This is a genomic window from Streptomyces sp. KLMMK, from assembly GCF_036961605.1.
Taxonomy (GTDB): Bacteria; Actinomycetota; Actinomycetes; order Streptomycetales; family Streptomycetaceae; genus Streptomyces; species Streptomyces telluris.
Genome location: NZ_JBAMDC010000007.1, coordinates 20,876 through 45,993, shown reverse-complemented (window position 1 = coordinate 45,993; position 25,118 = coordinate 20,876). Strand labels below are relative to the sequence as shown.

Annotated in this window: 25 protein-coding genes; 15 read left to right on the top strand and 10 right to left on the bottom strand. The window is 68.8% G+C overall.

Annotated elements, in window-relative coordinates; translation table 11 throughout:
* Positions 1–158: 158 nt before the first annotated feature.
* Complete coding sequence (locus tag V7793_RS02775) at positions 159–395, top strand: hypothetical protein (protein WP_335581254.1); 237 nt, start codon at positions 159–161, stop codon at positions 393–395.
* Between the two features lie 21 nt (positions 396–416).
* Positions 417–1,259 (top strand): phage major capsid protein, encoded by an 843-nt coding sequence (locus V7793_RS02770; protein WP_335581253.1) that lies wholly within the window; start codon positions 417–419, stop codon positions 1,257–1,259.
* A 1,875-nt stretch (positions 1,260–3,134) separates the two neighbouring features.
* On the opposite strand, the gene V7793_RS02765 is transcribed toward V7793_RS02770, so the two are convergent.
* Positions 3,135–4,343: a helix-turn-helix transcriptional regulator gene (locus tag V7793_RS02765; RefSeq protein ID WP_335581252.1), complete on the bottom strand. Its 1,209-nt coding sequence runs from the start codon at positions 4,341–4,343 to the stop codon at positions 3,135–3,137.
* Positions 4,344–4,461: 118 nt separating this feature from the next.
* Here V7793_RS02765 and V7793_RS02760 point away from each other — a divergent pair, with 118 nt between their 5' ends.
* The 5 genes from V7793_RS02760 (at position 4,462) to istB (ending at position 8,095) form a co-directional block, all read left to right on the top strand.
* Positions 4,462–4,698, top strand: a complete 237-nt coding sequence (locus V7793_RS02760) for a hypothetical protein (protein WP_335581251.1) — start codon at positions 4,462–4,464, stop codon at positions 4,696–4,698.
* A gap of 107 nt (positions 4,699–4,805) precedes the next feature.
* On the top strand, positions 4,806–4,937 hold the full coding sequence (locus V7793_RS02755) for a hypothetical protein (RefSeq protein WP_335581250.1): 132 nt from the start codon (positions 4,806–4,808) through the stop codon (positions 4,935–4,937).
* A 136-nt stretch (positions 4,938–5,073) separates the two neighbouring features.
* On the top strand, positions 5,074–5,232 hold the full coding sequence (locus tag V7793_RS02750; RefSeq protein ID WP_335581249.1) for a hypothetical protein: 159 nt from the start codon (positions 5,074–5,076) through the stop codon (positions 5,230–5,232).
* Between the two features lie 359 nt (positions 5,233–5,591).
* On the top strand, positions 5,592–7,274 hold the full coding sequence (istA, locus tag V7793_RS02745; protein WP_443057831.1) for an IS21 family transposase: 1,683 nt from the start codon (positions 5,592–5,594) through the stop codon (positions 7,272–7,274).
* 53 nt (positions 7,275–7,327) lie between these two features.
* Positions 7,328–8,095, top strand: a complete 768-nt coding sequence (gene istB / locus V7793_RS02740) for an IS21-like element helper ATPase IstB (protein WP_443057832.1) — start codon at positions 7,328–7,330, stop codon at positions 8,093–8,095.
* 97 nt (positions 8,096–8,192) lie between these two features.
* Here the strand turns inward: istB and V7793_RS02735 are convergent, their stop codons facing one another.
* Positions 8,193–10,244, bottom strand: a complete 2,052-nt coding sequence (locus V7793_RS02735; RefSeq protein WP_335581247.1) for an insecticidal delta-endotoxin Cry8Ea1 family protein — start codon at positions 10,242–10,244, stop codon at positions 8,193–8,195.
* A gap of 397 nt (positions 10,245–10,641) precedes the next feature.
* Between V7793_RS02735 and V7793_RS02730 the strand changes: the two genes are divergently transcribed.
* Together V7793_RS02730 and V7793_RS02725 are read left to right on the top strand one after the other, a co-directional pair.
* Positions 10,642–11,121, top strand: coding sequence for a glycine-rich domain-containing protein (locus tag V7793_RS02730; RefSeq protein ID WP_335581246.1), 480 nt, complete (start codon positions 10,642–10,644; stop codon positions 11,119–11,121).
* A gap of 86 nt (positions 11,122–11,207) precedes the next feature.
* Complete coding sequence (locus tag V7793_RS02725; RefSeq protein WP_335581245.1) at positions 11,208–12,047, top strand: protein kinase; 840 nt, start codon at positions 11,208–11,210, stop codon at positions 12,045–12,047.
* A 276-nt stretch (positions 12,048–12,323) separates the two neighbouring features.
* Here V7793_RS02725 and V7793_RS02720 read toward each other — a convergent pair whose 3' ends face one another.
* From V7793_RS02720 to V7793_RS02705, 4 genes are all read right to left on the bottom strand, one after another.
* Positions 12,324–12,677, bottom strand: coding sequence for an SH3 domain-containing protein (locus tag V7793_RS02720; RefSeq protein ID WP_335581244.1), 354 nt, complete (start codon positions 12,675–12,677; stop codon positions 12,324–12,326).
* 147 nt (positions 12,678–12,824) lie between these two features.
* Positions 12,825–13,844 (bottom strand): outer membrane protein assembly factor BamB family protein, encoded by a 1,020-nt coding sequence (locus V7793_RS02715; RefSeq protein ID WP_335581243.1) that lies wholly within the window; start codon positions 13,842–13,844, stop codon positions 12,825–12,827.
* A gap of 368 nt (positions 13,845–14,212) precedes the next feature.
* Positions 14,213–14,740 (bottom strand): hypothetical protein, encoded by a 528-nt coding sequence (locus V7793_RS02710; RefSeq protein WP_335581242.1) that lies wholly within the window; start codon positions 14,738–14,740, stop codon positions 14,213–14,215.
* A 174-nt stretch (positions 14,741–14,914) separates the two neighbouring features.
* Positions 14,915–15,403, bottom strand: a complete 489-nt coding sequence (locus V7793_RS02705) for a hypothetical protein (protein ID WP_335581241.1) — start codon at positions 15,401–15,403, stop codon at positions 14,915–14,917.
* A gap of 160 nt (positions 15,404–15,563) precedes the next feature.
* On the opposite strand from V7793_RS02705, the gene V7793_RS02700 reads away from it, so the two are divergent.
* On the top strand, positions 15,564–15,998 hold the full coding sequence (locus V7793_RS02700) for an ester cyclase (RefSeq protein WP_335581240.1): 435 nt from the start codon (positions 15,564–15,566) through the stop codon (positions 15,996–15,998).
* 89 nt (positions 15,999–16,087) lie between these two features.
* Here the strand turns inward: V7793_RS02700 and V7793_RS02695 are convergent, their stop codons facing one another.
* Positions 16,088–16,363 carry a hypothetical protein gene (locus V7793_RS02695; RefSeq protein WP_335581239.1) on the bottom strand — a complete coding sequence of 92 codons (276 nt, stop codon included), beginning with the start codon at positions 16,361–16,363 and terminating at the stop codon, positions 16,088–16,090.
* 55 nt (positions 16,364–16,418) lie between these two features.
* Positions 16,419–17,024, bottom strand: a complete 606-nt coding sequence (locus V7793_RS02690; RefSeq protein WP_335581238.1) for a carbonic anhydrase — start codon at positions 17,022–17,024, stop codon at positions 16,419–16,421.
* 323 nt (positions 17,025–17,347) lie between these two features.
* Here V7793_RS02690 and V7793_RS02685 point away from each other — a divergent pair, with 323 nt between their 5' ends.
* Complete coding sequence (locus V7793_RS02685) at positions 17,348–18,286, top strand: amidohydrolase family protein (RefSeq protein ID WP_335581237.1); 939 nt, start codon at positions 17,348–17,350, stop codon at positions 18,284–18,286.
* Positions 18,287–18,307: 21 nt separating this feature from the next.
* Here the strand turns inward: V7793_RS02685 and V7793_RS02680 are convergent, their stop codons facing one another.
* Positions 18,308–19,681 carry a cytochrome P450 gene (locus V7793_RS02680; RefSeq protein ID WP_335581236.1) on the bottom strand — a complete coding sequence of 458 codons (1,374 nt, stop codon included), beginning with the start codon at positions 19,679–19,681 and terminating at the stop codon, positions 18,308–18,310.
* Between the two features lie 598 nt (positions 19,682–20,279).
* Between V7793_RS02680 and V7793_RS02675 the strand changes: the two genes are divergently transcribed.
* On the top strand, positions 20,280–21,557 hold the full coding sequence (locus V7793_RS02675) for a family 2 encapsulin nanocompartment cargo protein terpene cyclase (RefSeq protein WP_335581235.1): 1,278 nt from the start codon (positions 20,280–20,282) through the stop codon (positions 21,555–21,557).
* Between the two features lie 75 nt (positions 21,558–21,632).
* Positions 21,633–22,490, top strand: coding sequence for a geranyl diphosphate 2-C-methyltransferase (locus V7793_RS02670; RefSeq protein ID WP_335581234.1), 858 nt, complete (start codon positions 21,633–21,635; stop codon positions 22,488–22,490).
* Positions 22,491–22,591: 101 nt separating this feature from the next.
* Here the strand turns inward: V7793_RS02670 and V7793_RS02665 are convergent, their stop codons facing one another.
* Complete coding sequence (locus V7793_RS02665) at positions 22,592–22,957, bottom strand: DUF488 domain-containing protein (protein ID WP_335581233.1); 366 nt, start codon at positions 22,955–22,957, stop codon at positions 22,592–22,594.
* A 148-nt stretch (positions 22,958–23,105) separates the two neighbouring features.
* Here V7793_RS02665 and V7793_RS02660 point away from each other — a divergent pair, with 148 nt between their 5' ends.
* Together V7793_RS02660 and V7793_RS02655 are read left to right on the top strand one after the other, a co-directional pair.
* Positions 23,106–23,687: a hemerythrin domain-containing protein gene (locus tag V7793_RS02660; RefSeq protein ID WP_335581232.1), complete on the top strand. Its 582-nt coding sequence runs from the start codon at positions 23,106–23,108 to the stop codon at positions 23,685–23,687.
* A 259-nt stretch (positions 23,688–23,946) separates the two neighbouring features.
* Positions 23,947–24,945 (top strand): L-histidine N(alpha)-methyltransferase, encoded by a 999-nt coding sequence (locus V7793_RS02655; protein WP_335581231.1) that lies wholly within the window; start codon positions 23,947–23,949, stop codon positions 24,943–24,945.
* Positions 24,946–25,118: the final 173 nt, after the last annotated feature.

Here is a 25,118-nt window from a genome sequence, read left to right as displayed (position 1 = left end):
ACGCCCAGGAAGCGCCGAAGGGGCCGGAGGGGGCTCCCGAGTCGCCAGAGGCGCCCATAGGCCCCGACGCAGACGCCCTGCAAGCCCGTGTGCGGGAGCTGGAGGCGGAGCGGGATCAGTTGGCCGCTGACGCCGAGCAGCGAGCCCGCGCGGACGCCATGGCTGCCCTTGTGAGCCGCTACCACTACGTCACGGCGGAGATCGTCCAGGCCCTCCCCGAAGACCTGGCAGTGGACCGCCTGGACGCTGTGGCTGGAGCCATCAACCAGGCCATGCACGCCGCTATGCCCACCGCCCCCAACCCTCGCGGCATGGGGCGCGGCGGCCTCACCCCGAATGAAGAGCGACGGACGGCCACCTGGGACGGCCTGTTCCGCACCGCTCGAACCCGCTAACTCCCCTGTAAGGATGATCGCTTGTCTTTCCTGACGACCTCCGCCGGCGCTTCCGCAATCACCCCCGACGACTACGGCCCGCTCATCGTCCAGCCCGTGGAGCGAGAGAGCGTGGCGCTCCAGGTGGCCACCAAGCTGGCCACCGACAGCACGACCATTCACATCCCGATCGTGGCGACGGACGCGGGCGCGTCCTTCGTGGAGGAGGGGGCGGAGATCGCCCCGACGGATGCCGCCCTCGGGGAGCTGACCATCACCCCCGCCAAAATCGCTGGCCTGTCCATCGTGTCCTCGGAACTGGCCGAGGACAGCAACCCCGACGCCCAGAAGCTTGTAGGCGACGGCCTGGCCCGCTCCATCGCCCGGGTCCTGGACCAGTCCTTCTTCAGGAACCTGGCGGCACCCGCCCCCAAGGGCCTGGCGAGCGTCACCGGGGTCGGCGTCGTGAGCGCTGGTACGGCCTTCACCAACACGGACCCCTTCCTCCAGGCGATCAGCCAGGCAGAGGAGCAGGGCGCGACCATCACCGCCTTCGTGGCGAACCCGGCGGACGCTCTCTCCCTCGGCAAGCTGAAGGAGGGCACCGGCAGTAACGTCCCACTCCTGGGCTCCGACGCCACCGAGCCGACGCGGCGCACCATCCTGGGCGTCCCCCTGTACGTGACCAGCGCGGTCAACGCCGGGACCGTGTGGGCCATCCCGCGTGATCGTGTGCAGGTGGTCATGCGCCGGGACGTGCGGGTGGATGTGTCGAAGGACGCCAAGTTCACGAGCGACCAGGTGGCGATCAAGGCGACCATGCGCGTGGCCCACGCCTTCCCGCACCCAGCGGCCATTCAGAAGATCACGGTCGGCGGCGCCTGAGCCCCACCGGGTGACGCGTTCGTGGTGCCGCCCCGCCTCGGGTGAGGGCCGGAGGCGGCACCGGCGATCCAGCCGATCGCATGACGGTCCGTGATCAGCCCTCGCAGTGCCTACGGCCACGGGCGAGCGAGCCATCATGACGCCCACAATGCCCGGATGGGGTGGTCATGGTCCCTTTGGTCCTCAGTATTTTCACCGAAGCGTCATAGCGGCTCGCTGTCTGTACGGGTTCTAAGGTCTGTCACGCCCCTGAGCGGCTACGTCTCCGGGGCGCGAGCTGTCGGCCTTTCACGCAAGGGTGCCAGCGTCGACGAGTCATCAGAGTCGGTGTTGATCTCAGGTTGCGCATGTACTGCGATCAGGGAAACTGGTGCTGCTGCATCGTGGCGTGACGCGATTGGGAGAAGCGGTGGGCGACTATGAATCTGCTGCTCGCGATGGATCCCGAAGAAATGGCTGGACTGGCACACAGTCGGTACACGTTGACTGAGGTTGCGAAGTCCCTCTCCGGTGGGTATTACGCGCTGCACGCGAACTTCACGCATTATGACGAAGGGGTGATGCGTCAGACGTTGGCATCCCAACCATGGCCGCACGACCTTACCGATCGAGCAGAATTTGTCGTCACTTCGGTGCGGCTTTGGGATGAAGGAATGGAGCAGGTTCCGCTCTCGGGCCGCCCCCAGGAAGATGGTAATCGCTGGTGGCTTGAGGCCGTAGAGTACGGGAGCGACTTGATTCTCGTCCCTAATGATTCAGGTGGCTATCCATTCCTTTCTCTTTTTTCGCGGCAAGAGGATGCGGATGGATCAACGAGGCTTACGCCGGTCTATATGGATCCAATGAACCCCATGGCGGTGTCCTCGGCGCATGGGCGTTGCCAGGCCGCCTTGGACGCCCAGGGGAGACCTACCGCGTGCAAGCCAAGTGCCGCACATGGATGCCCTCATCCCTGCTCGGCCTCGTATACGCGGCGAGATGGTCAAAGAACGCTCCACTGTTGGTGTCCATGAACGTTACGCCGCAGCCTGCCCCAAGTGGAAGCCCGACGGGGATCCCATCCTCGTTGGAGCCTAAGGTAACCGAATGGATCAGTGCTGTCGGCACGTCCGTAAGTGCGTTCGCTGCAGCAGTTGCTCTGGGCTGGTTTACGTTGTATGCATCGGGATACCGATTGAGAGCCAGGGCCTGGCGAGACAGTAACGGTCAAGTCTTGATCCATGTTCGCAATTGGGGTCGCATTGAAGGTCAGATTGAGCTCGTGGAGATCGTCATTCGCCGCAGTGCTCCAATGCGCCTTTGGGCTCGAATTAGAGGGCTGGGCAGGGAGGATCTCACCGTGCTGGGCGCCGAACAGGGATCTGTGACTCTGGCCCCTGCCCAGGCAGAACGATGGAGAGCCTCGGGGTTGACGGGTATTAAGATCTCCTGGCCGGACGCAGTTCCGTTCACGCACCGCAAGCTCCAGTGCAAATCTCTTTGGCCGCCCAGGGAAACTGTGAAGAACATTTGGCGGCCATTGAAGATGGAGCGTCGTAAATTCGATCTGGCGTCAGATAAGGATCTAAAATGCCTTCGTGCGGTAGTTGAGTTGGGGACTAGGTGGCCAAAGTATCGGAAACTAAGACCTGTTGTGGGGAGCCTCTCTGACTGAAGAACTGGCCCGGGGGTGACTAGCCATTCCTGGACCTGTTCCCAAGCGGTCCGACCAGCGCCGGAGGCACAATGCCGATGACGGCCCGGCCTTGGTGCAGACGGAGGTCGGTAAGGCCGCGACTGTTTCCTGGGGGGCGAATGGACACGCCAACCGTTGAGCTTGGGTTCGACCCTCGGCTCCCCTCCTGCCCTCGTGGCGGGAGCGGGGGCTTTCTGTATTCATGCCGCACTGTCGAGCACGGCCTGGACTTCCGGCACGTCGCGGAACTCCCCAAGCCGGTCCAGAACGACCCGCACCCTCCGTGCCGTCCGGTCGCTGGCCACGTCGGCGGACAGGGAAATCACGCGTTCCGCGACGGCCGCCGCTTCCTCGGGTTCGTTCGCATCCGCCAGAGCGACGGCCAGCCACGACAGGTAGAGCGCTAGCTCCCGCGTGTGTGTCGCGTCGTATCGACTCAGTACGTCCCGCAGCAACGGAACGGCCCGGAGGGGGCGGCGCAGTTCCGTGTAGACGCGGGATTCCATGACCCTCAGTTCGCCAGCATCGACCCAATAGAGGTAGCCGGGTGATTCGGTCCCTGCGCTGTCCTGTGTCAGCGCTTCGCCGGCCTCGCCAAGGGCCCGCATGGCGGCCTGGGCGTGCCCCTGCCCCATCTTCGTCTCGGCCCATGCCACACGATCCAGGTACAGGGCCCGCGCCTTCGGTGGAGCCTCGGGCCCTGCTTCGGCCAGGGCGTCACGGGCAAGACTCAGTCCTTCGGCCTCCCGCCCGGTATTGCTGAGCTGGTAAGCAAGCGAACCGGCAAGGTTCCCGGTCAGGGTCAGGTCACCTGCCTGCCGGGCGGCGCTGATGCCGAGACGGTAGACCCTCTCCGCCTCGTCGTGCTGCCCCGCGTCGCTGGCGATCCACCCGGCGATCTGGGCCAACTCGCCAATTTGCGAGAGCAGCTCGCGACCCACGTCTTCGCTGTGGCTGGTCTCGCGGTACAGCTTGACGGCGGAGCGCAGTTCCCGCAGGGCAGGTCGAATGAGATCACCGCCCGCCAGCACGTCATCAGCCAGTCGCAGCCCATGCACTCGCTGCCGGAGATCCGCGACGGCGGTGAAGCCGATGCGGCGTCCCTCGCGTGCCTTCAGAGGCGCTAGTGGGTCTCCAGGAGGTAGGTAGTCGGCCAGTGACGGCGCAGGCAGTTCGAGAGCCGGTGGAGGGCCGGTGATCGCCTCCACCGGTACCACCAGGGCAGCCGCGAGGAACGGCAGCCACTCGCGCGGCTTGCGCTTCCCCGTCTCGTACCGACTGATCTCCTGACGGCCGATCGGGTCACCCGCAACCCCGGCGGCACGACACGTCTCGCGGGCCAAGCGCGCCTGACTCCAGCCGCGCTGTTCGCGTAAGCGTCGGATGTTGGCCCCGATGTTCCCTCCCATGGCCACAGTCTGGCCGACAGCTGGCCTACATGGGGCCGCTAGTCAGAGATCACGAACGGACGGACGCTAAGCGCCTCATCCCCGGCACAGGTGGCGGGGCACACGGAGGCTCGAACAAATGGCGGACATGATGAGCGCGTGGAGCGGATGGACCAAGGACCGGTCCGGGTCGCTGGTTGTGGACGAGGCTACGGGCCGGTTCGCCGTCGCCATGGACTACAACGGGGTGACGTACACCCTGGCGGGAGTTGGCGGGACGACCGGCGAATGGACGGCACGTCCCGGGTCGGTGCGGCCAGTGACCAACGAGGAGCGCCGGAAGATGGGTCTCTCGCCTCGGGCCCAGCAGTGCTGAGCCCGGCAGATGTCATCTCGCTGCCGCACTCCGGCGGCCAGTGGATGGTCACGTCTGCCCCGCCCGAGCCGCCTCCCTGCCGTGGCTGCCTCACGTTGAGCGGCGACATGAAGGCCGCCGAGGGGTCGGGCGACGAGATGGCGGTGATCGTGGTTCGCGCCCGCATCGTGCGGCACTTCGCGAACTGGCACGTGCCCGCCCGTGAGGAGCGGGAGGTGTGGCCGGATGGCTGGCGCTGAACGGCACCCCGCCGACGGTGAACACGCCCGCCCGGCGTTCGTAGTCACTCCCGATGGCTGCGCTGATCTGCCCTTACAGAGGCGTCCGAAGGGGGACGTCGCCGCCACCGCGTTGACGCCCGCGTACAGCCCGGCTGTGTACTACACGCCAGCCTTCCGACGGAGCCTCGCGGAGGCGGTCGTCCAGCGGCTCCGCGAGACGCAAGAGCGGTTGGACGAGCTGGAGGCGTGGTGCGGCGCTATGGAGCGCCTGGAGCGCTACCTACCACCGCGCACCTCGCGCGGCGCCCCCTAGACCGCCTGCTTCTCCACCGGATGCTGACCGACCTTCTCCCCGGAGGCGTCCCCGGCGGAGAGGCAGGCACCCAAACGCCCGTCCGGCCGCTCCGGCCATGAGGTGGCCGGACGGGTGCAAGTGCAGTGCACCACCCCAACGAGGGAGGAACACGCATGACCGCAGTTGCAGCAGATGTTTCTATCGGGGTCAACGGGGACCAGTAGGGCGGCGGTTTCGGGATCCGCTGGGGTCTCGGTGAGTTTGGGGGCCACTGCGGGTCGGGGTGGGTGACATGCCGCTGATGGAGTAATCGGGCCTTTGAGCTATTTGGCCCTTCACGCTTTGCTTGTTGATCACGGTCGTGTCAGGAGACCCGTGTGTACAGGTCGCGTGAGTGGATCTTTGAGCGGATTCGCCGGGACCGTCGGCAGGATTCGACGGTGTCGCAGCGGGTTCTTGCCCAGCGGTACAGGGTGTCGCGGAAGACGGTGGCGAAGGCGTTGGCGCATCCGGTGCCGCCGAGGCGGAAGCAGCCACCGCCGCGTGAGAGCGTGCTGGAGCCGGTGAAGGGCTTCATCGACGCGATGCTGCGCGAGGACCTGAACGCGCCGAGGAAGCAGAAGCACACGGTCAACCGGATCCGGGAGCGGCTGGCCGCGGAGCATGACTTCGAGTGCGCCGGCTACACCACGGTCCGTGACTACGTGGCCCGGCGCCGTCCGGAGCTGGTGCTGGAGGCCAAGGAAGGTCGTCGGCATCTGGAAGGAACGGTCCCGCAGACGAAGAACCCCGGCGAGGAGGCGGAGGTCGACTTCGCGGACGTGTGGCTGGACCTGGCCGGGCAGCGGCGCAAGTGCGTGCTGTTCACGCTGCGGATGTCGTACTCCGGCAAGGCGGTGCACCGGGTCTACGCCACGGCCTCGCAGGAGGCGTTCTTCGAAGGGCATGTCGAGGCGTTCGAGGTGCTGGGCGGCTGTCCGACTGTCCACATCCGTTACGACAACCTCAAACCCGCGGTCAAGCAGGTGCTGTTCGGCCGCTCTCGCACCGAGACGGCCCGGTGGGCGGCGTTCAGGTCGTGGTACGGCTTCTCGGCCTATTACTGCGTCCCGGGCATCGAGGGGGCTCACGAGAAGGGCGGGGTCGAGCATGAGGGCGGCAGGTTCCGTCGCAAGCACCTGGTCCCCACGCCGGAAGTCGATTCTCTGGCGGAGCTGAACGAGCGCCTGGCCGCAATCGATGTGGCCGAGGATGCCCGGCATATCCATGGTCGGCCGACCTCGATCGGCTTCGACTTCGAGCAAGAGCGCGGACTGCTGTCGGTGCTGCCCGCGGACGAATACGACTGCGGGATCGATCTGACGCCGCTGGTTCAGCGCAACGGGCGGATCACGGTGCGGCAGTGCTACTACTCGGTGCCCGCGAAGTTCATCGGCACCAAGGTGCGGGTGAAGCTGCGGGCGAACGAGCTGTGGGTCTACGACGGGCGCAAAGTCGTCACCCGGCACCCGCGTCTGACGCGCCGGTACACCTTCCACGACATCCTTGACCACTACCTGGAGATCCTGCTGGTCCGCCCCGGCGCGTTTGCCGGGGCCTCGGCCCTCGCTCAAGCGAGGGCCGAGGGCACCTTCACCAAAGTTCACGAGGCGTTCTGGTCCGCAGCCAAGACCAGATGCGGGGACCGGGACGGGACCAGGCTGCTGATCGAAGTTCTGCTGCTGCACCGCCAGCTGCCCGCCGACGCGGTGATCGCTGGGCTGACCACCCTGCTCAAGGTCGGCTCCGTCAACCCGGACCTGGTGGCCATCGAGGCCCGCAAGGCCATGGAGAACACCGCCGGGGACGCCCCGGACGAGGCCGCCGGCATCGGCGGGACGGTTCCGGTTGATGACGGGGAACAGGACACGGACGGCGAGGGCGCCCAGGTGATCTCCCTCCGGTCCCGGCGGCTGCCGCCCGATCTGCGCACGGCGCTGCCGGACCTGGCCAAGTACGACCGGCTGCTCGCGCCGGTGATCAGCACGAACACGGAACGAAAGAAGGGCACGACCGCATGAGTCCCGCCAAGACCACCGAAGCCCCCACGGACCGTCAGGTTCCGCCCACCAGGATGCCGCTGCCCGGTGATCCGGAGGACGCTGCGATCGACGACGCCTGCCGGGACCTGCGGCTGCCCGCCGTCCGCGAGCGGTTCGTGGAACTGGCCGCCACAGCTCGACGCGAGCAGATGTCCTACAAGCAGTTCCTCCTCGACCTGCTGGAAGTCGAGCGCGCGGACCGGGACGTCCGCCGCCAGATGAGACTCGTCCGCTCAGCGAAGTTCCCCCGCCCCAAGCGCATCGAGGACTTCCGGTTCGACAAGAATCCCAACGTTCCCGTCGAGGTCGTCGCGGATCTCAAGTCGACGTCCTGGGTCCGTGAAGGCAGGCCCTTGGTGATGATCGGTGACTCCGGCACGGGCAAGTCCCACCTGCTCATCGGGATCGGCACCGCGATCGCCGAGGCCGGACTCACCGTCCGTTACACCACCACCCAGGCCCTGGTGAACGAGCTCGCCGAGGCGGAAGCAGCCAAGCGGCTCTCCTCGGTGATGGCCCGCTACAGCAAGGTCGACCTTCTGTGTCTGGACGAGTTCGGCTACGCGAACCTGGACAAGAAGGGCTCCAAGCTGCTGTTCCAGATCTTCACCGAGCGAGAGGAACGCAAGGCCACCGCGGTCGCGACGAACTCCCCGTTCGCCGAATGGGACAAGACCTTCGGGGACCGCCGGCTCTGCGCGGCCATCGCCGATCGCCTCACTTTCCGCGGCACGCTGATCCAGACCGGCGCCGAGTCCTACCGGCTCCAGGCAACCTGCGACGAACGCGAGATCAGCTGATGCAGGACCTTGGTGTCCCGCCGGTCGCTCCAGGATTGAACGTTAAGGGCTTCGGCTGAGGCCCGCGGCGGTCGCACGGGGGAGGTATCGGCTGATTTCAGCCGGAGATGCGCAGACTGTTGAGGCGCACATCGTCGGGTACGACGCGCGCACCGCTGCCGGCGCTCTGGGGTGTGAGGGTGAAGGCCACTTCCTGGCCGGGTTCCAGGTTGCGCCCGGCGGGGTCGGAGGCGGTCACGGTGACTAGGACGCCTCGTTCCTGGTCCTGGCGGGAGTGGAGCTGGGCGCCGCCGGTGATGGTGAAGTCGCCGGTTTCGGTGGGCAGCAGGAACGTCAGCTGCCAGTTGGGCACGCTCTCGCCGCCCTCCGGGTTGACCAGGTACAGGTCGGCGGCGGACTGCTGGCCGTCAGTGACCGGGTGCTCGGTCAGCAGGGAGGGGCTGATGTCAGTGGTCTCGTTGGCCGGGTCGGCTGCGGGCAGCAGCACCCAGCGCGACCCGCCGCCTGTAGTGCTGGCGATCAGGGCGCCGTCGGTGGTGGCCGACAGCAGACGCCCCTGGTCGCCGACCAGGCTCCACGTACCGTCCCCGTTGTCGTCCAGCGACCACGCAGTCCCGGCGGAGCCCCGTTTCCCGATGACCACACCACCGTTGCCCTCGCCGCCTCCGACGGTGAGGGGCAGGCGGCTGAAATGGTTCACCAGGGTCCAGGCGCCACTGGGATCCGCGAAGAGAGTCCAGTCCTGACTACGGGTGTCCGCCTGCTCCCGCACCACCAGGCCGGAGGCCGGGGCAAGACTGAAACAGTCGAGGTCGAGCAGACGGCTGGTGGATGCCTCCACCACGTTGTACGAGCGCCCCGAGACCACCGGCAGCTTCACATTCCCGGGCTTCCACGCGTCGTGGACCGGGCGGAACCCGATCGCCAGGGCCTTGGTGTAGACGCCAGTGTGCCGCAGGATATCGATGCGGGAGACCTCCCACCCAGGGATGCCGAACCCCTCAATCTTCTGATTGTCCGAGTCGGCGCCCTTTCCGCACTCATGCGACTTGCCACCCCAGCTCGTCTGGAACTGGAACGTGTGCACAGCGCCCCTGCTGCCGCTGTTCGCGCGGACCCACACCTTGGAGATGTACTCTCCCGGGGCCTGCGCCCACGGCCTAAACCCACAACATCCGCCGCCGCGGCCACGGCCCCTGCCGTGCTCGTCGTCAGAGCCCTTGGTGCAGCCCTGGATTTCCTGCCATCCGTTCCCGAGGTACTGCTGGCATCCGTGGATCATGTAGACCTGGCTCCAGATCCGCAGCGCGCCCAGGCGGCTGTATCTGGGCGGGGCGGGAATCGGATGACGGTAGTCCCCACGCCATTTATCGAACAGAGACCCGTCGGGTTTGCCGATCGGGCCGAGGATCAGCTCGACCTTGCGTGGAACCTCCTTCACCTCCTTATCAGGATCGGACATCAGCTCCCACAGAGGGATGTACTCGAAAGCCGCCAAGAACATCTGGCGCTGGTAGGCGTAGCTCTGGAACCAGGAATCCGCGAGCGACCGGATGACACCGTTGACGTAGGTGTTGTGCGCGTACACGCAGTACTCGCCGCCCTTGTCGACTCCCTGCATCCAGTTGAGTGGACCACGTACACCGGCCAGCTTCTTCAGCTCGGCACGGGCGTCCCTGATTTCGCCCGGTTCGAAACCGATCTTGAGCCCGTTCTTGGCCTTGTCCCGCAGCAGCAACAGGTGCAGGTTCGCAGCCTGGGTGAAAACGGGCAGGACGGCGTACTTGTACTGCTCGTCCTGGAACTTGGGCATGTGGGAGAGGATCAGGTTGGCGGCTGCGCGCCAGGAGTTCCGGGCTGTTTCCTTGCTCACATCACCGCCGCTCGTGGCGCTCTTGGCGTGCCTGACATACTGCGAGACCAGGTTATGAATTCCCTTGAGCTCGTTTGCCATGAGCTTTCCGTAGAACGCTTCGAGCTTCTGGTCGACGACCTTCTCGACGTTCTTGCGGATCTCTTCCCAGACATCGTTCTTTCCGCTGGGCCAGAACTGGTCCAGCAGCATGCCGGTGGCCTTGCCCAGGAGCGGGCCGACTCCGGGGATCAGGTCCATGGACGCGCACAAGATGCCCTTGGTGGCCTCCTGCACCAACTGCTCGGTATCGAACCCATACGTAACATCCCCCGCGAAATCCGGTGGCGTCGGCTGGTCCTTCGCCAGCGCTGGTGCGGAGGCAGGAGGCTTCCCAGTTGTCGTCATCGGGCCACTCCGATCAGGCGTGCTTCCATGATGATTGCCTACTACGCGGACAATCCCGCTGGCTGAGCCACGAATGGAGCCGGGCCCTTCCGAACCGCGCCTGTCAGGGACGCGGGTCGACAGAGCCCGGTGACACACAACCTATCGCCACCCGGCCCCCGGTTCAGCGCGGACACTCCAACCGGCACGGCACCCCGATCGGGAAGTCACCCGATAGGGGCGGCTCCCAATCACTCCGAGAATCACGGCCCCGCGTCGTGTCCATCCACTTCACGGATGGAGCAACGTGGTCCCCGAACTCGCCGAGACGCTGGTCCCCGTTCACCCCGATAAAGACACAGCAGACCAGCGGACCGGCCGGTCCTTGGTCAGTGAGGACCTGTTTGCCAGCCTGGCTCACTTCGTAGCCGTCCACGACGGACAGCCGCAGGAGCGGGCCGAGCGGATCGCGGACCAGGCGGTGGCCTTCCTGGCCACCGTTTCCACCGCCACCGTGCCGATGGTGCCGTCGGACGACGTGGACATGGGACTCCACGCGTTCATCCTGCACACCAAGGCGTACCGCGAGTTCTGCCAGGAGCACGCCGGCCGGTTCCTGGACCACAACCCGGCCCCTGGCGGAGGCGGGCGTGACCCGGAGATGGTGAAGGCGTCGGCGCACGCCATGAAGGCGGCCGGGTTCATGGTTCTGGATGACCTCTGGACCGTGAACGGGCAGAACGCGGCGCAGTGTGACGCGGACTGTGGAAGGCCGTACGGGAAGTAGCAGCCGCCGATAACCTCCGGCGGTGACGAACGGGTGGCCGTCCCTGACCTCAGGGGCGGCCACATCGCTATCGGAAGGGACTGGCTTTGTCTGAGACAGCACCGCACGAGCTCCTGACGGCCGTGCTGGGACCGATCACGCCGTCATCCCAGCGTCTGGTCCTGAACCGGCGTGGCTCCACCGTCTGGGACGTGGAGAGCGACGAGGGCCGGTACGCGGTGAAGCTGGGCTACCCCATCGAGGCCACGCCCGAATGGCCCGCCCAAGAATGGACGGCCCGCGCTCCCGGGCGGGAAGGCGTCATCCTCCGCCACCTGGGCGTGGACGCCACCCACGGCGAGTGGGAGCGCGGAACGTGGAACGTCCAGCCCTGGCGCGAGGGAACGAGCCTCTACGACCTGTGGGAGCCCTGCCGCGCCGAGAAGGCGGGCAAGGAGCCGGACCTGGGGGACGCGCTCTCCTGCACCCAGGCTCTTGCCTCCCTGCACGCCCACGGGTGGGCCCACGGCGATATCCAACCCGCCCACCTCCTGGTGGGGACGGACCGGACCCACCTGATTGACCTTGCCCTGGCCCATGGCGGCCCCATCCCGGACGCCTACGACTTCCCGTCCCAGGGCTGTCTGGTCCACTACGAGGCGCCGGAGATCTCAAAGTCTGTCCTGGCGACCGGCTACGCCGTGCCCACCATGGAGGCCGACGTCTACGCGCTCGGCGCCTCGCTGCTCATCAGCGCGACCGGATGGCGGGCCGTGGCCTACCCGGACGACGCCCCCCGCGCCGTACAGCGCCAAGCCGTTGTCGACGGCCCGCACCGCCCCGTGACCGTGGCGGGCCCTCTCGGCAAGGTGATCGAAGCGATGCTGAGCCCGGTTCCGGGAGACCGTCCCACCAGCGCAGAAGTCTGCCGCGCGCTGAGCAGCTGAGACGTCTATGTGAGTGGCTTGACACACTCATTGATCTTCACAACACTCATGGGCCTATCCTGCCCCACCCCCGGAAGGGAACCGGTCAGGGGGTGCCGGTGGCGCATACCGGACATCCCGTTACGGCTGCGACGGCCCGGACCGTGAGCCGGTCCGGGCCGTCGCGCTCGCGCACCTACCGTGAAGTGCGATGCCGCGTGGTCGGCAGTGCTCTGTCGTCACTGCCTGTCTGCTCTGCCGTCAGTGACTGCTCTGTGGTCAGGTCCTGCCCTGCCGTCACATGCCGCAGAACGGCGGGATGATGTTCTTGTGGGCGACCCAGCCGCGGGCGCCCTTGGACAGGCCGCCCTTGCTCTTGGCCTTCAGCTCGACATTGTCCCAGCCGCCGGACGAGCGGAGGATGCGGATCGGGTCGCCGAAGTACAGCTGGCCCTTGACCGCGCCCGACGTGCCGGCCTTCGTACGCAGGCGGGTGCCGTCGGTGTAGATCATGGCGTTGTCCGCGTGGCACGCCTTGGTGCTCGCGGCGGCCCGGGTGGCGGCCGCGGGGGCGGCCTGGGCCGGGGCGGCCAGGGCCGCGGTGGCGCCCACGAGGGCGACGGTGGTGAGTGCGAGGGATATGCGTCGCACGGATCCTCCGGAAGTGGTTCTTGTGGTGCGGCGGATGCCGCGCGATCACCATAGGCGGGTCCGGAAGACCATCCCGCGGTGATCTTGTCACGCCCCTGTCACGAATTGTCTGCGAGCACGTCGGGCGCGCCACGCACCCGTGCGCGCTCAGCCGGAGGCGGCGGCCCCGGTGGCCCGGTAGACGTCGATCGCCCGGGCCAGAGGGTCGTAGACCAGCCCGTAGCCGTCGTTGACCAGCGCAGGGGAGACCGGGCCGAGGTCCGTCCGCAGGTCGCTGCCCGTGCGGGCGTCCAGGGTCATGGCCTGATCGGCTTGGGCGAAGACGACCCCGTGCCACGCCGCAGTGATGCCGGGGGCCGTGCGGTCGGCCGCCTCGTCGGGCAGGCGCCACAGGACGCGGGCGGTGCGCACGTCCACGGCCCACACGGTCGCCTTGCCGGAACCGTCGGCGCCGGCGCAGACCGTCGTGTTCCAGCCGTCGTAATGGCAGCTGGACAGGGAAGTGTCGCCCGGGTCCAGGCGGGTAGTGCCGGTTGCGGGGTCGATCAGCAGGGTGTCGCCGGCCTGGGTTCCGTCGGCCCGGGTCAGTCCGGGGCCGGGGTCCGACGTCATGGCCTCGCCCAGCCGGAGGTCTCGCTTCCACAACTGGTCGCCGTCGGAGGTGGCCTTGCCCGCGAAGTCACCGTCGCCGCGCATGCCGACGGCCACCGACTGTTCCAGGTCCACCCCCTTGAAATCGGGGTCGGTCCAGATGACTTGACCGGTCCGGGTGTCGAGCAGGGCGGACAAGGGAGGGGTCTCCGCGTAGCCCTGCTCGTACGACGCGACGAGCACGTGCCGGGTGTCGGCGCCGACCACATGAGGGGCGGCCTCGGCCGGTCTGTCCTTGCCGCCGGGGATCTCGCGCGACCACAGGCTCCTGCCGGTGCGGGCGTCCAGCGCGACGACGGTGATGCCGCGCCGGTCGGCGTAGGTCCCGCTGCCCTCTTCCACGGTGTCGAAGGCGCCGATCACCGTGTCGCCGACCAAGCGCGGCGTCCGGGCGACGGTGACGCCCTTCGGCACGGCCGTGTGCCAGACGGGCTCACCGGAGTCGAGCCCGTAGGCGGTGATGCCGACGTCGTCCCGGTCATAGGCGTAGGCGAGGCGCGGACCCAGCGTCACCATGTCGGCGGGACCGCCTTCGCCGACCGGTGAGGGCCAGGGGCCTTGAAAGGTGGTGATGGGGGCCATCGGCAGGGACCCGGCCGGGGCCGTCGGCTTCGCATCCCGTGCGCCCTCGGTCTGGTGCTGGCCACCGCCGCTTCCGCATGCGGCTATCGCGGCACAGAGCAACCCGGTGACAGCCAAGGTGGTAGGCAGGCGACGACGCCGTCCGCGCTTACGCCGGTTCACGGAATCCACATCCACATCCATGGAGCTCATGGGCACCAGAGAGTGGCAGAAGCCGGATCCTGTTGGAGCCGGCTTCCGGGACCGCCTTCGCCTGATCAAGTGAACTCCCGGCCGTTCCGTGAACGCCCGGGGCGAGGCGATCAGTGGATGTCGTCGGGCTGCCAGAGGGAGTTGCGCACCACTCCGTCATGGAGGGTCACCACCTGGGTGCGGGGCCGGTTCATCCAGGCGACGATCGCGTTGAAGTCCGGCCACTCGGCGGCGGCCTTCTGCCAGTGCTTGCCGATATCCGAGCCCGCCCGGTAGCACTCGTCGAGCGCGTAGGTGGTCCTGCCGGTCGGCGCGGAGGCGGGGTCGAGGGGGTTGGTGCGCTCCGGGCCCTTGGCGACGTTGTACGCGACGAGGAAGTCCTTGTGGGTGCTCCTCATGAAGGCCTGGTGACTCTTCCAGAGCCGGTCGCCGTCGGCGACGTTCCCCTCGTCGGTGGTGACCAGGATCGTGAGCTTGTGGTCGTCCTGCTTGCAGGAGTTCAGCGGCGGGGCCCCCGTCGACCGCCGGACCGGCTCGCCTTCCGCGGCGCCGTGGGCGGCCAGGGAAGACATCGCCCCGATCACCACGACGCACCCCAGAACAGCAGGCAGCCGGGTCCTGTTCAGTCTCTTCACCATGAGATCCCCCTCGGCCAAGGGACCGTTTCCAGCCCCTCGCTCGGCGACTCGGAAGCGCTTGTCTTCCCGGACCGGAACCGGGACATGCGACAGCGAGCGCCGATCCCACCGAAGGAGTGAGCCGGCGGCTGAGCGTCCACGGCGGCGATCGACCTCGCGGCCCGGATCCCCCTGCTACGCCGCGGGCCGTGCCCAGCGCTTGATGATGCGCGGCTCGGCGTACGGCGCCGGCCAGGCCTGCAGTCGCAACTGTTCGGTGGTCTCGGGGGCGTTGTCCGAGTCGATGTCCGCGAGGACGGCCGCGGCCAGGTTGCGCCGGGAAGCGCGTATGCGGATCCACCCCGCGGGCATGGCGAAGCGTGCCGCGTCGGGGAAGTAGTCGGTGCAGCCCAGCACGACGAGGCGTCCCGAGGACAGGTTGAGGCTCGCCTCGACGATGTGGTCGTAGTCGTCGCCGTCCTCGTCCGGCTGCGCCGCGAGGACGTGGACGCTGACGGCCACGTTGACGTTGACGGCGGTGCCGACGGCCAGGGCGTCCTCGGTGACGCCGAGGCCGTCCAGGACGGTCTGCTCGGTCCACACGTCACTGAGGTCGCCGTCGGACTCGTCGTCCAGGAGGTGGATCTGGAAGTAGTCCGCGAAGAGCTTGAGGTCTGTTGCCATGGAGGCATCATCGCTGGCGCCCCGGAGGCCACGGCGGTGGGGGTGGGGCCGTGCCCGGCCCGCGACGCCGTCACCGCCGGGCATGCCGGAGGAGTGATCCTTGGCGGAGGCAGGGCGCGCCATCTCCGGGGGAAACGGCTCCATTGGTCACACTGCACAGGTGCTCATCGAAGAGAACAAGCAGCTCGTCCGCCGCTTCTACGCCGCGATCGACAACGGTGACGTCGATGCCCTTGACGACATCGTGGCGGAGGACTATCTGGACCACTCTCCACCGCCCTTCCCCGGTTTCGGCACGGGCCTCGCGGGGCTGAAGGAGATCTTCCAGGTCTTCTGGGAGGCGACCCCGGGCACGCACGAGATCCAGGACCAGGTCGCGGAGGGCGACAAGGTCGCCACGCGGCTGCTGTGCCGTGGCACCCACGAGGGCGACCTCCCCGGCATCCCCGCCACGGGCAACCAACTGGAGATCACGGCGACGGTCATCCACCGCATCGAGAACGGCAAGCTGGCCGAGAAGTGGGCCGACAAGGACGTCCTGCGCTTCCTGCAGCAGGTCGGTGTCGTTCCGCCGCTCGGCATGCCGAACGAGTGAGGAAGACCGGCGACTGGTGGCCCGGCGCCTGGTGGCCCGCGGCCCGGTGACCGGCGGCCGGGCCGGTGTACGGAACGGCCGCCGGGACTTCACCTCGTGCCGGCCTCCTCGGGCGTGCCGTCGCCGTCGCCGCCGTCGCCGGGCTCTTGAGGCTCTTGAAGCTCTGGAGACTCTGGAGGCTCGTCGGGCGCCGGGGCAGGCGTGTCCGCCGAAGGAGCCGTGTCGTCGTCTCCCTTCGCCTCCTCCGTCTCCCCGCCTGTCTCCTCCGCCTCCTCGCCTTCCTTGCTTCGCTTCAGCCGGGCCAGGTCCGCTGCCAGCCGGTCCGAGAACAGACGCATGTCTGCCTCTGCTTTGAGGTCGAACACTGTGATCTCCTTCGTGCTCCGCCGGACCCGTCGGGCCCGGCGCCTTGCCCGGCGTTCACAGCGGCCGGAACCACTGGTCCCCGGTCGTCGCGTCGGCCCGGTGCGCCCTGACCACGCCGGTGTGCACCTCGTAGTACCAGGCGTGCACCGACAGCGTGCCGTCCTCCGTCCGCTCTGCCACGCACGGATGTGCGTGGAGCCGTTCCACCTGGGCCATGGCGTGCCGCTGGACCGCTTCCGCCAGGTCGGGGGAGTCGGGCATCGCCGGCCCGGACGGTGGTGCGGCCCTCTCCAGCCAGCCGCGCACGGCCGGCGCACGGGAGAGGTCGTCGCCGCGCACCAGGGCGCTGACCGCGCCGCAGTGGGAGTGCCCGCACACCACGATGTCGCTGACGCCCAGGACGCGGACCGCGTACTCGATGGTGGCCGTCTCGCCGGTGGGGTGGTCGCTGCGGTACTCGGGCACGATGTTGCCCGCCGTCCGCAGCTCGAACAACTCGCCCGGCCGTGCGCCTGTGATCAGGGCGGGCACGACGCGGGAGTCGGAGCAGGTGATGAACAGTGCCTGCGGGCACTGGCCGGCTTCGAGGGCGCGGAACTCGTCCGCGCGCTCCGCCACGTGCGTAGTGAAGGACCGGGCGTTGTCTGCAAGGGACTTCATGGTGGCCTTTCTCCTGCGGCCCGCGGGCATGCCGGGGAGCGCGGTGTTCAAGGTCAGCACTGGATGCCGGGTGCCGGTGGTGGTGCGAAGGGGGACGGCGGCCGGCGCGGGGGAGAGGGGCGGCCACGGCCGGGCCGGGCTCGGCGGGTAAAGCCACCCCTTTGCCAATACATTACCTTACGGAGGCGGGTCAAAGGCTGTTCAAGCAATGCCCTTGGATGCGTAATTCAGGCACAGTCGTACGGCGAACTACCAGGGCGTACGCCTTGGTAGTGAACGATCGGCGTGCGCCCCCCTGGGAATTCGAGGAGGTTCGGAAAGGCATGACGGATCCCGCACGCATCGACGTCCACCAGCATCTGATCCCGCCGGAGCAACGCCGCGCGATCTCCGGCCGCGCCGCCGCCTTCGGCTGGCCCGCGCCGGTCTGGGACGTGCAGAGCGCGATCGCCATGATGGACCGCCGGTCGATCGCCGCCGGCGTGCTGTCGTTCGCCGCCCCGGTCGGCCCGCCGGACGACACCGAAGGGGCCCGCGCCACGGCCCGCACGGTCAACGAGTACACCGCGGAACTGGTCAAGGACCGGCCCGACCGGTTCGGGCACTTCGCCGTCCTCCCCCTGCCCGACGTGGACGGCGCGCTCGCCGAGGCCGCGCACGCCCTCGACGAGCTGGACGCCGACGGGGTGATGGTGCTCTCCAACGCCCATGGCCGGTACCTCGGCGACCCGCTGTTCGAGCCGCTCTGGGCCGAACTGGACGCCCGCGCCGCGGTCGTCCTGATCCACCCCACCGCACCGCCGGGCGCCCCGCTCCCCGACCTGCCCGGCCCACTCGTGGACTTCCCCTACGACACCACCCGCACCGCCCTGCACCTGGTCGTCAACGGGATTCCGCGCCGCTACCCGCGGATCAGGATGATCCTGCCGCACGCCGGAGGCTTCCTGCCGTACGCCGCCCACCGGTTCGCCAGTGCGGGGCGGCTGCGGCCCGGCACCTCCCCTGAGGAGGTCCTGACCGACCTGCGCCGCTTCTACTTCGACACCGCCTTCGTGGCCGGCCCGTCCTCGCTGCCCTCGCTCCTGGCCTTCGCGGAGCCCGGGCGCGTGCTGTACGGCAGCGACTTCCCCATGGTCCCCGAGGAGTGGGGCACCGGCTACGACGCGGCGCTGGACAACCACCCGCACTGGGAACCCGGGCAACTCCACGCCGTCAACCGCGGCAACGCCGAAGCCCTCCTTCCCCGGCTCGCCCGGCGCTGACCCCGCCCCGTCCCGTCCCGGTCACTCCGGGACCCGCGGGCTGACGGTCATGCGGATGTCGTCGGCCGCCCAGAGCACGAACCGTTCGATCGGCGTCACCTCGTGTCCCGGAACGGGCCGGAAACGGAAGCGCTTGAGGAGCACCGCCAGTACGAGCTCGGCTTCGACTATGGCCAGGGCGGCGCCCTCGCAGCTGCGGGGCCCGATGCCGAAGGGGATGTAGGCCAGCCGGGGCCGCCCGGCCGTCTCCTCCGGGCTGAACCGCTCGGGCACGAACTTCTCGGGCTCGGGCCAGTAGGCGGGGTTCATGTGGACGGCCCAGATCGGATAGAAGACCGTCGCTCCGGCCGGGATCTCGTACTCGCCCCGCTCACCCAGGAAGAGGGTCTCGGTCGTCTCCCGCGCGCCGTACGGCCCGGGCGGGAAGAGCCGCATCGACTCCCTGAGGACCATGTCCAGGTACGGGAGCCGACGCAGATCGGCGTACTCGGGTGCCGCACGGTCGCCTAGTACGCGGTCCAGCTCCCCGGCGACGCGTTCGGCGACATCGGGGTGACGGCCCAGCAGATGCAGGGTCCACGAAACGGCCACGCCGGTTGTGTGGTGGGCGGCCAGCATCATCACCATGACGGTGTCGCGGATCCGCGCGGGGCGTTCACCGGCCTCGACGAGAGCCCCGATGAGATCGCTCCTGTCGGCGCGGTCGCCGACGCGGTCGCCGGAGCGGTGGTCCGCGACGACCTGGTCGACCGTCGCCCGCAGATGGGCCAGGGCCGCCTGCGCCCGCTCGGACCGTTCCTCCCGTGTGCCGGGGGCGGGAACCTCGTAGAGGTGCCCCAAGTGCTCGGTGAGCACGTCCTCGAAGGCGGCCACGACCCTGCCGGGATCGGCGACCTCGCCGCCCAGCGCGTACTCGCAGATCATCCGCAGGGACAGTGCGGTGAGCTCCTTCTGCAGCTCGACGGGAGCGGTCCGGTCGGTCCGGCCGGCCTGTTCGGCCCGTTCGGCCCGTTCGGCCCAGCGGTCCGCGAGCGCCGTCACGAGCGTGGTGAACCGCGCGAAGTGCCGCTCGTGGGAAGGCCGGCCGGCCAGCACCGACAGCAGCAGGCGCCGCCACGGCCCGTGCTCATCGGCCGGCATCACCTGCAGATTGCCCGTCTCGAACAAAGGTGCCAGGAACTCGAACAGCCGCTCCGGCCGCTTGTCGATGTGAGCGGTCCCCTCCAGCAGTACGGGGTCGGCGACCGATACGGCGGCCTGCGCACCCGGAAGCTGGAAGCGTACGACAGGCCCGTACGCGGCGTGCAGCTGCAACTGGTAGCGATGCAGACCGCCCGCGGCCGCGACAGCACCGACGCCACCATCCGCCCGGGGCTCGGGACCGGGGATGTCCATGGCTGCTCCTCCTCGCTTCCTCGCTCTCGCCGACAGCCCGATGCACAGGGCACCGGCCAGTCTCCTCCGCGCCGGGAGGCCGGTCACCATGGACGGCAGCGCCGAAGCCCGTATGCGCGCCCCGCAGCCGGTCTCGTTGCCCAAACCGGGAGGGTTCAGGCCTTACGCATACCGGTGTTGTCGTTGCCGTCGCCGCTGCGGTGCTTGTGCTGCTGCGGGGCGTAGCCGGGGAAGGGGTGTCGAAGAGCCGCGTGTAGAGCGTCTTCCGGCAGATCTGCGGCTGGAACACGGGCACCTGGTGTCCGGAGCCGGGTACGCCGACCTCCGCAGCGCTCCCATGGCCTTCTGTTGAATCTGCGTCACCAGCCGACCGGATAAACATACACAGCTACATACGGATGAACTTGCGTTGCTTCTGCTGTGCGGCTGCCTGCTGATCGGTCACGCTGCTGCATGGCCTGATCGGGGTGGCGAACGGTGACCGGTGGTGCCTGCGGTTGCCTCCGCGCGCATTGTCAGCCGAGTGCCGTGACCCGGAACTCCGGTGTCACGGACCGCCGTTCACGATGCCTGCTCGCCTAGCGAAGGGAACCCCAGGATGCCCCAGCTCGACGGCGCTTCTCCGCTCAAGGCGGGTGCGCGCAGTGCCCTCCGCCCGCACGATCTCGCACCCGGCGCCACGGCACCGGCCGTGGCGGACGCGCTGCACGGGATCCTCGCCGGGCCGACGGGGCTGGGCACGTCGGCGGCCCGCCTGTTCCGTACGGATCTCGCTCCGTCGGTGGGAGACGGGCGGCAGGTTTCCGGAACCCGCGGCCTGTCGGCGCCTGCGAAGTCCACGGCCACCGAGGCCGCCGGGGCCCGGCCCGCGGAGGGGCCCTCGGACGGGTCCTCGGAGGGATCCTCGGAAGGGGCTTCCGTTCGCGTACCGCCGCTCTACTGCCCGGATGCCGAGCGGGACGACCCGGCCCTCGGCGAAGAGGTGAACAACCGGCTGGTCGAGTGGGCGGAGGAGACCGGGATCTTCCAGGGCCGTCTCGAGCGGCTGCGGTCCCACAACTTCGGGCGGCTGTTCATGCTTGCCCACCCCGACACCGACGATCCCGAGCGCATCCTCACCGCCGCCCGCTGCGGACTGGCTGAGTGGGCCGTCGACGACCACTGGGTCGACGAGGGGGAGGACACCACACCGGAGCTGATCGGCTCCCGCCTGGCCATGGCCCACGCCGTCGTCGACCCCGTCCGGCTCCCGGCCCGCTACCTGGCGGAGTTCGAGAACCTCGTCCGGAAGGAGCCGGTCCTCCGCGCCTTCCGCTCCTGTCTCGATCACCTGGCGGGGATCGCGAGCCCCACCCAGGTCGCCCGGCTGCGTCACGAACTGGCCGTGATGTTCGTGGGCTACAACCAGGAGGCGGAGTGGCGCAGCTCCGGGCGGACCCCCGCCGTGTGGGAGTACATGCTGCACCGCTACGAGAACGCCTTCTACCCGTGCATGGTCCTGATCGACCCGGTCGGCGGCTACGAGCTCCCGGCCGCGGAATTCGCCGACGCGCGCGTGCGCCGCACCTATCTGTACGCCGGCACGGCCAATGTGCTGCTCAACGACCTGTATTCGATGAGCAAGGAAGACCCCACCGACACCAACCTTCCCAACCTCATCGCCACCGAGGACAGCTGCTCGCTGCAGGAGGCCGTCGACCGCGCGGCGTGCATCCACGACGAGCTCATGCACACCGTGGAGGCGGAGTGCGCCGTCCTGAGCGCGGCCGGCTCTCCCGAGCTGCGGCGCTACCTCGCGGGGCTGTGGGCCTGGATGGGCGGCAGCAAGGAGTGGCACGCCACCAGCCCCCGGTACCACGGCGCGCCGTCCCAGTGAGCCGCGTCGCGCGAGCCCCCGCAACGACCCAGTGAAGCCATATCAGTTCATCAGCTCACGGAAAGAGAAGCCACGGTGACCATTCAGCAGACCCACGCCCCGGTTCTCGCCAGCGCTTACCAGCGGTCCGTCGCCGATTACTGGAACCGGGAGAAGAACCCGGTCAACCTTCGCCTCGGCGAAGTGGACGGCATCTACCACCACCACTACGGAATCGGCGATGCCGACTGGTCGGTCCTGGAAGGCCCCGAGGAGACCCGCGACGAGCGGGTCACCGCCGAACTGCATCGTCTGGAGTGCGCCCAGGCGGATCTGCTGCTGAGCCACCTGGGTCCCATCGGCCCCGACGACCACCTGCTGGACTCCGGGTCGGGCCGCGGCGGCAGCAGTCTCGTCGCCAATCAGCGCTTCGGCTGCCACGTCGACGGGGTCTCCATCTCCGAGACCCAGGTGGCGTTCGCCAATGAGCAGGCCGGCAAGCACGGCGTGGCCGACAAGGTGCGCTTCCACCTCAAGAACATGCTGGACACGGGCTTCGGGACGGGCCGTTTCCGGGCCATCTGGAACAACGAGAGCACCATGTACGTCGACCTGTCCCAGCTGTTCCCCGAGTACGCCCGGATGCTGAGCCACGGCGGGCGGTACGTGACCATCACCGGCTGCTACAACGACGCCTACGGGCTGCCGTCCCGGGCCGTCAGCGAGATCAACGCCCACTACATCTGTGACATCCACCCGCGGAGCAGCTACTTCAAGGAGATGGCGAAGAACCGTCTCGTCCCGGCCGCCGTCGTGGACCTGACCGAGGCCACCATCCCGTACTGGGAGCTGCGCGCCCAGTCGCCCCTGGCCACGGGCATCGAGAAGGCCTTCCTGACCGCGTACAAGGACGGCAGTTTCCAGTACCTGCTCATCGCGGCCGACCGGGTCTGACCGGGCACAGCCCTTCGGCCCCCCTTCGGCCCCCGACGGAGAGTTCGCCGGGGGCCGAAGGGCTGGTCGCTGCTGCGTGCCGCGCGGGCCGCTCGCGGGCGTCACCGCCGCGTCAGGAGTTCCCGGAGAACTGCTGCAGCGCTGATGTCGCGGTCCTTCGTCGCGGTGAGAAGGGTGACGGTTCCGTGCCGGGCCAGGTCCTTCAGGTGCTGGAGGGACGCCGCGTGGGCCGTGTCGTCCAGTTCGGAGCGGTACCGGCCGGTGAACTCCTCGAAGCGGGCGGGGTCGTGGCCGTACCACTTGCGCAGCTCGGTGGAGGGCGCGACGTCCTTGCACCACTCGTCGAGTGCGGCAGCGTCCTTGCTCAGACCACGCGGCCAGATGCGGTCGACGAGCACCCGCATCCCGTCGGCCTCCTCGGGCGGGTCGTAGACCCTGCGCACCCGCACCTGCTGTGACCGCTGCATGGGCCCATCGTTCCGCGCGTCCGGGCGGAACGCACGTGGAGCGGGGCCGGGGTCCGGTCCGGGACTTCCGGCCGTGTCAGGGATGCGTTCCGGGGTAGCCGCAGAACCGTGCCGACGCATACGACCGACATCCCAGAGGAGGACACTCATGGGGTACCCGGACACTGCCGGCCTGCGGCCGGAGAGCAATGACGTCGTGGCGCTGCTGATGAAGCAGCACGAGGAGATCCGGACTCTGCTCGACGAAGTACTGGAGCACACCGGAGAGGAGCGGCGGCATGCCTTCCGGCATCTCGTCCATCTGCTCGCGGTGCACGAAACCGCCGAAGAAGAGGTCGTCCACCCCTATGCCCGGCGGGCCGCGGAGGGCGGTGAGCACGTGGTGGCCGACCGGCTCAAGGAAGAGGACGAGGCCAAGCGGGCGCTGAAGCGGCTGGAGAGCCTGGATCCCGACGGCCCCGCCTTCGTCGAGGAGTTCATGTCCCTGCGCGAGTCCGTGCGCGCCCACGCGCGGGCCGAGGAGACCTACGAGTTCACCCGGCTGCTGGACGCCGGCGACCCTGCCCGGCTGCAGGCGCTCGCCAAGGCCGTGCGCGCGGCGGAGGCCGTCGCACCGACACGCCCGCACCCGGGGACGGATTCCGCCGCCAAGAACGCCTTGTTCGGCCCTCCCGCCGCCGTGGCGGACCGCGCCCGTGACGCGATGCGCAAGGTGCTGGGCCGGAGCTGAGCCGGAGCGAGACCGTCGACCCGGCGCCGACCGTGGGCGGTGGACCCTCACCACGGTCGGCAGCCGTCTCGCTCCGCGCGATCACCCGGAAGGCCGAAGTCACCCGGAAGGCCGAAGCCACCCGGGAAGGCCGGAATCGGCCGGAGGGCGGCTCCGCGGGATCCGTACAGCCGCTGCCCCGCTCTCCTGCACAAGCGATGCCGCGGGGGCGGTGATAGGACGGGACGAAGGCCGGCGGCCCGAGACCCAGGAGCGGTGGATGAGCGTGGAGCGTCCCGGGGCCGGTGCCGTCGAGGTCGCTCTCGCGCCGCACTCGCGGCCGGCCGGCGGCGAGGAGGACGAGCTGCGGGCGGGCCTCGCCGAGAAGCCTCGCCGGATCCCGCACCGCTACGGCTACGACACGGTGGGCTCACAGCTGTTCGAGGAGATCAGCCGCCTGCCCGCCTACTACCCTCCCCGCTCGGAACGCAGGCTGCTGCGTGACCATGGAGCCGAGATGGTGCGCCTGTCGGGCGCCACCGAACTCGTGGACCTCGGAGCCGGCAGCGCGGAGAAGTCGGAGATCCTGCTGGCGGCCATGGAGACGAACGGACGCCTCGGCGCGTACACCGGCATCGACGTGAGCCTCGAACCGATGCGGGCCGCCGCCCGCCGACTCGGCGCCCGGTGGCCGGCGGCCCGCGTCACCCTGGTGCACGGTGACTTCGCCACCGCCCTGCCGTGGCTCCGGGGCGGCGGGACAGGACGTCTCATGGCGATGCTCGGCAGTACCTTCGGATGCCTGACGCCGCCCGAGCGGTCCGGCTTCCTGCGCGCCTTGCGGGCCTGCTGCGGACCGGGCGACCACGTGCTGATCTGCGCCGACCTCTTCCAGCCGGTGGACACCGTACGCCGTGCCTACCGCGCCGGATGCACGGGGGAACGGCCGGTGCGCCGCTTGTTCGCCCTCAACACCCTGGCTCACCTCAACAGGGAATACGGGGCCGATTTCGACCCCGCCTTCTTCGAACCGGACGTGGTCTACGACGTCCCCCGCAGGCAGGTACGAGGCGAGATCCGTAGCACCAGGCGCCAGCGGGTGGTGGTCTCACGGCTCGGCACGACCCTCGACTTCGCCCAGGACGAGACGTTCTTCTACGACGTGCTGCACAAATTCGAGCTGGGCGAACTCCTGGGGGAAGTGGAGTCCTTCGGCTTCCGGTGCCGCCGGCACTGGGTGGAGGAGGAATTCCAGTACGCGGCCCTGCTGCTGAGGTGAGCCGAGTCGCAGCTTCGTGCCTGAGGGGCCCTCCCCGCCCGGGGCCGGTCAGGCGCCGGCCTTCAGGCGGCCTGCCTGCCGCTGGCCTCAGCGAGTGGGCTGACAGGCGACGCCCCGTCCACCGGCGGCGCCGGCTCCGTGCGGGGCAGGCCGGGCACGGCCCGCAGGGGACG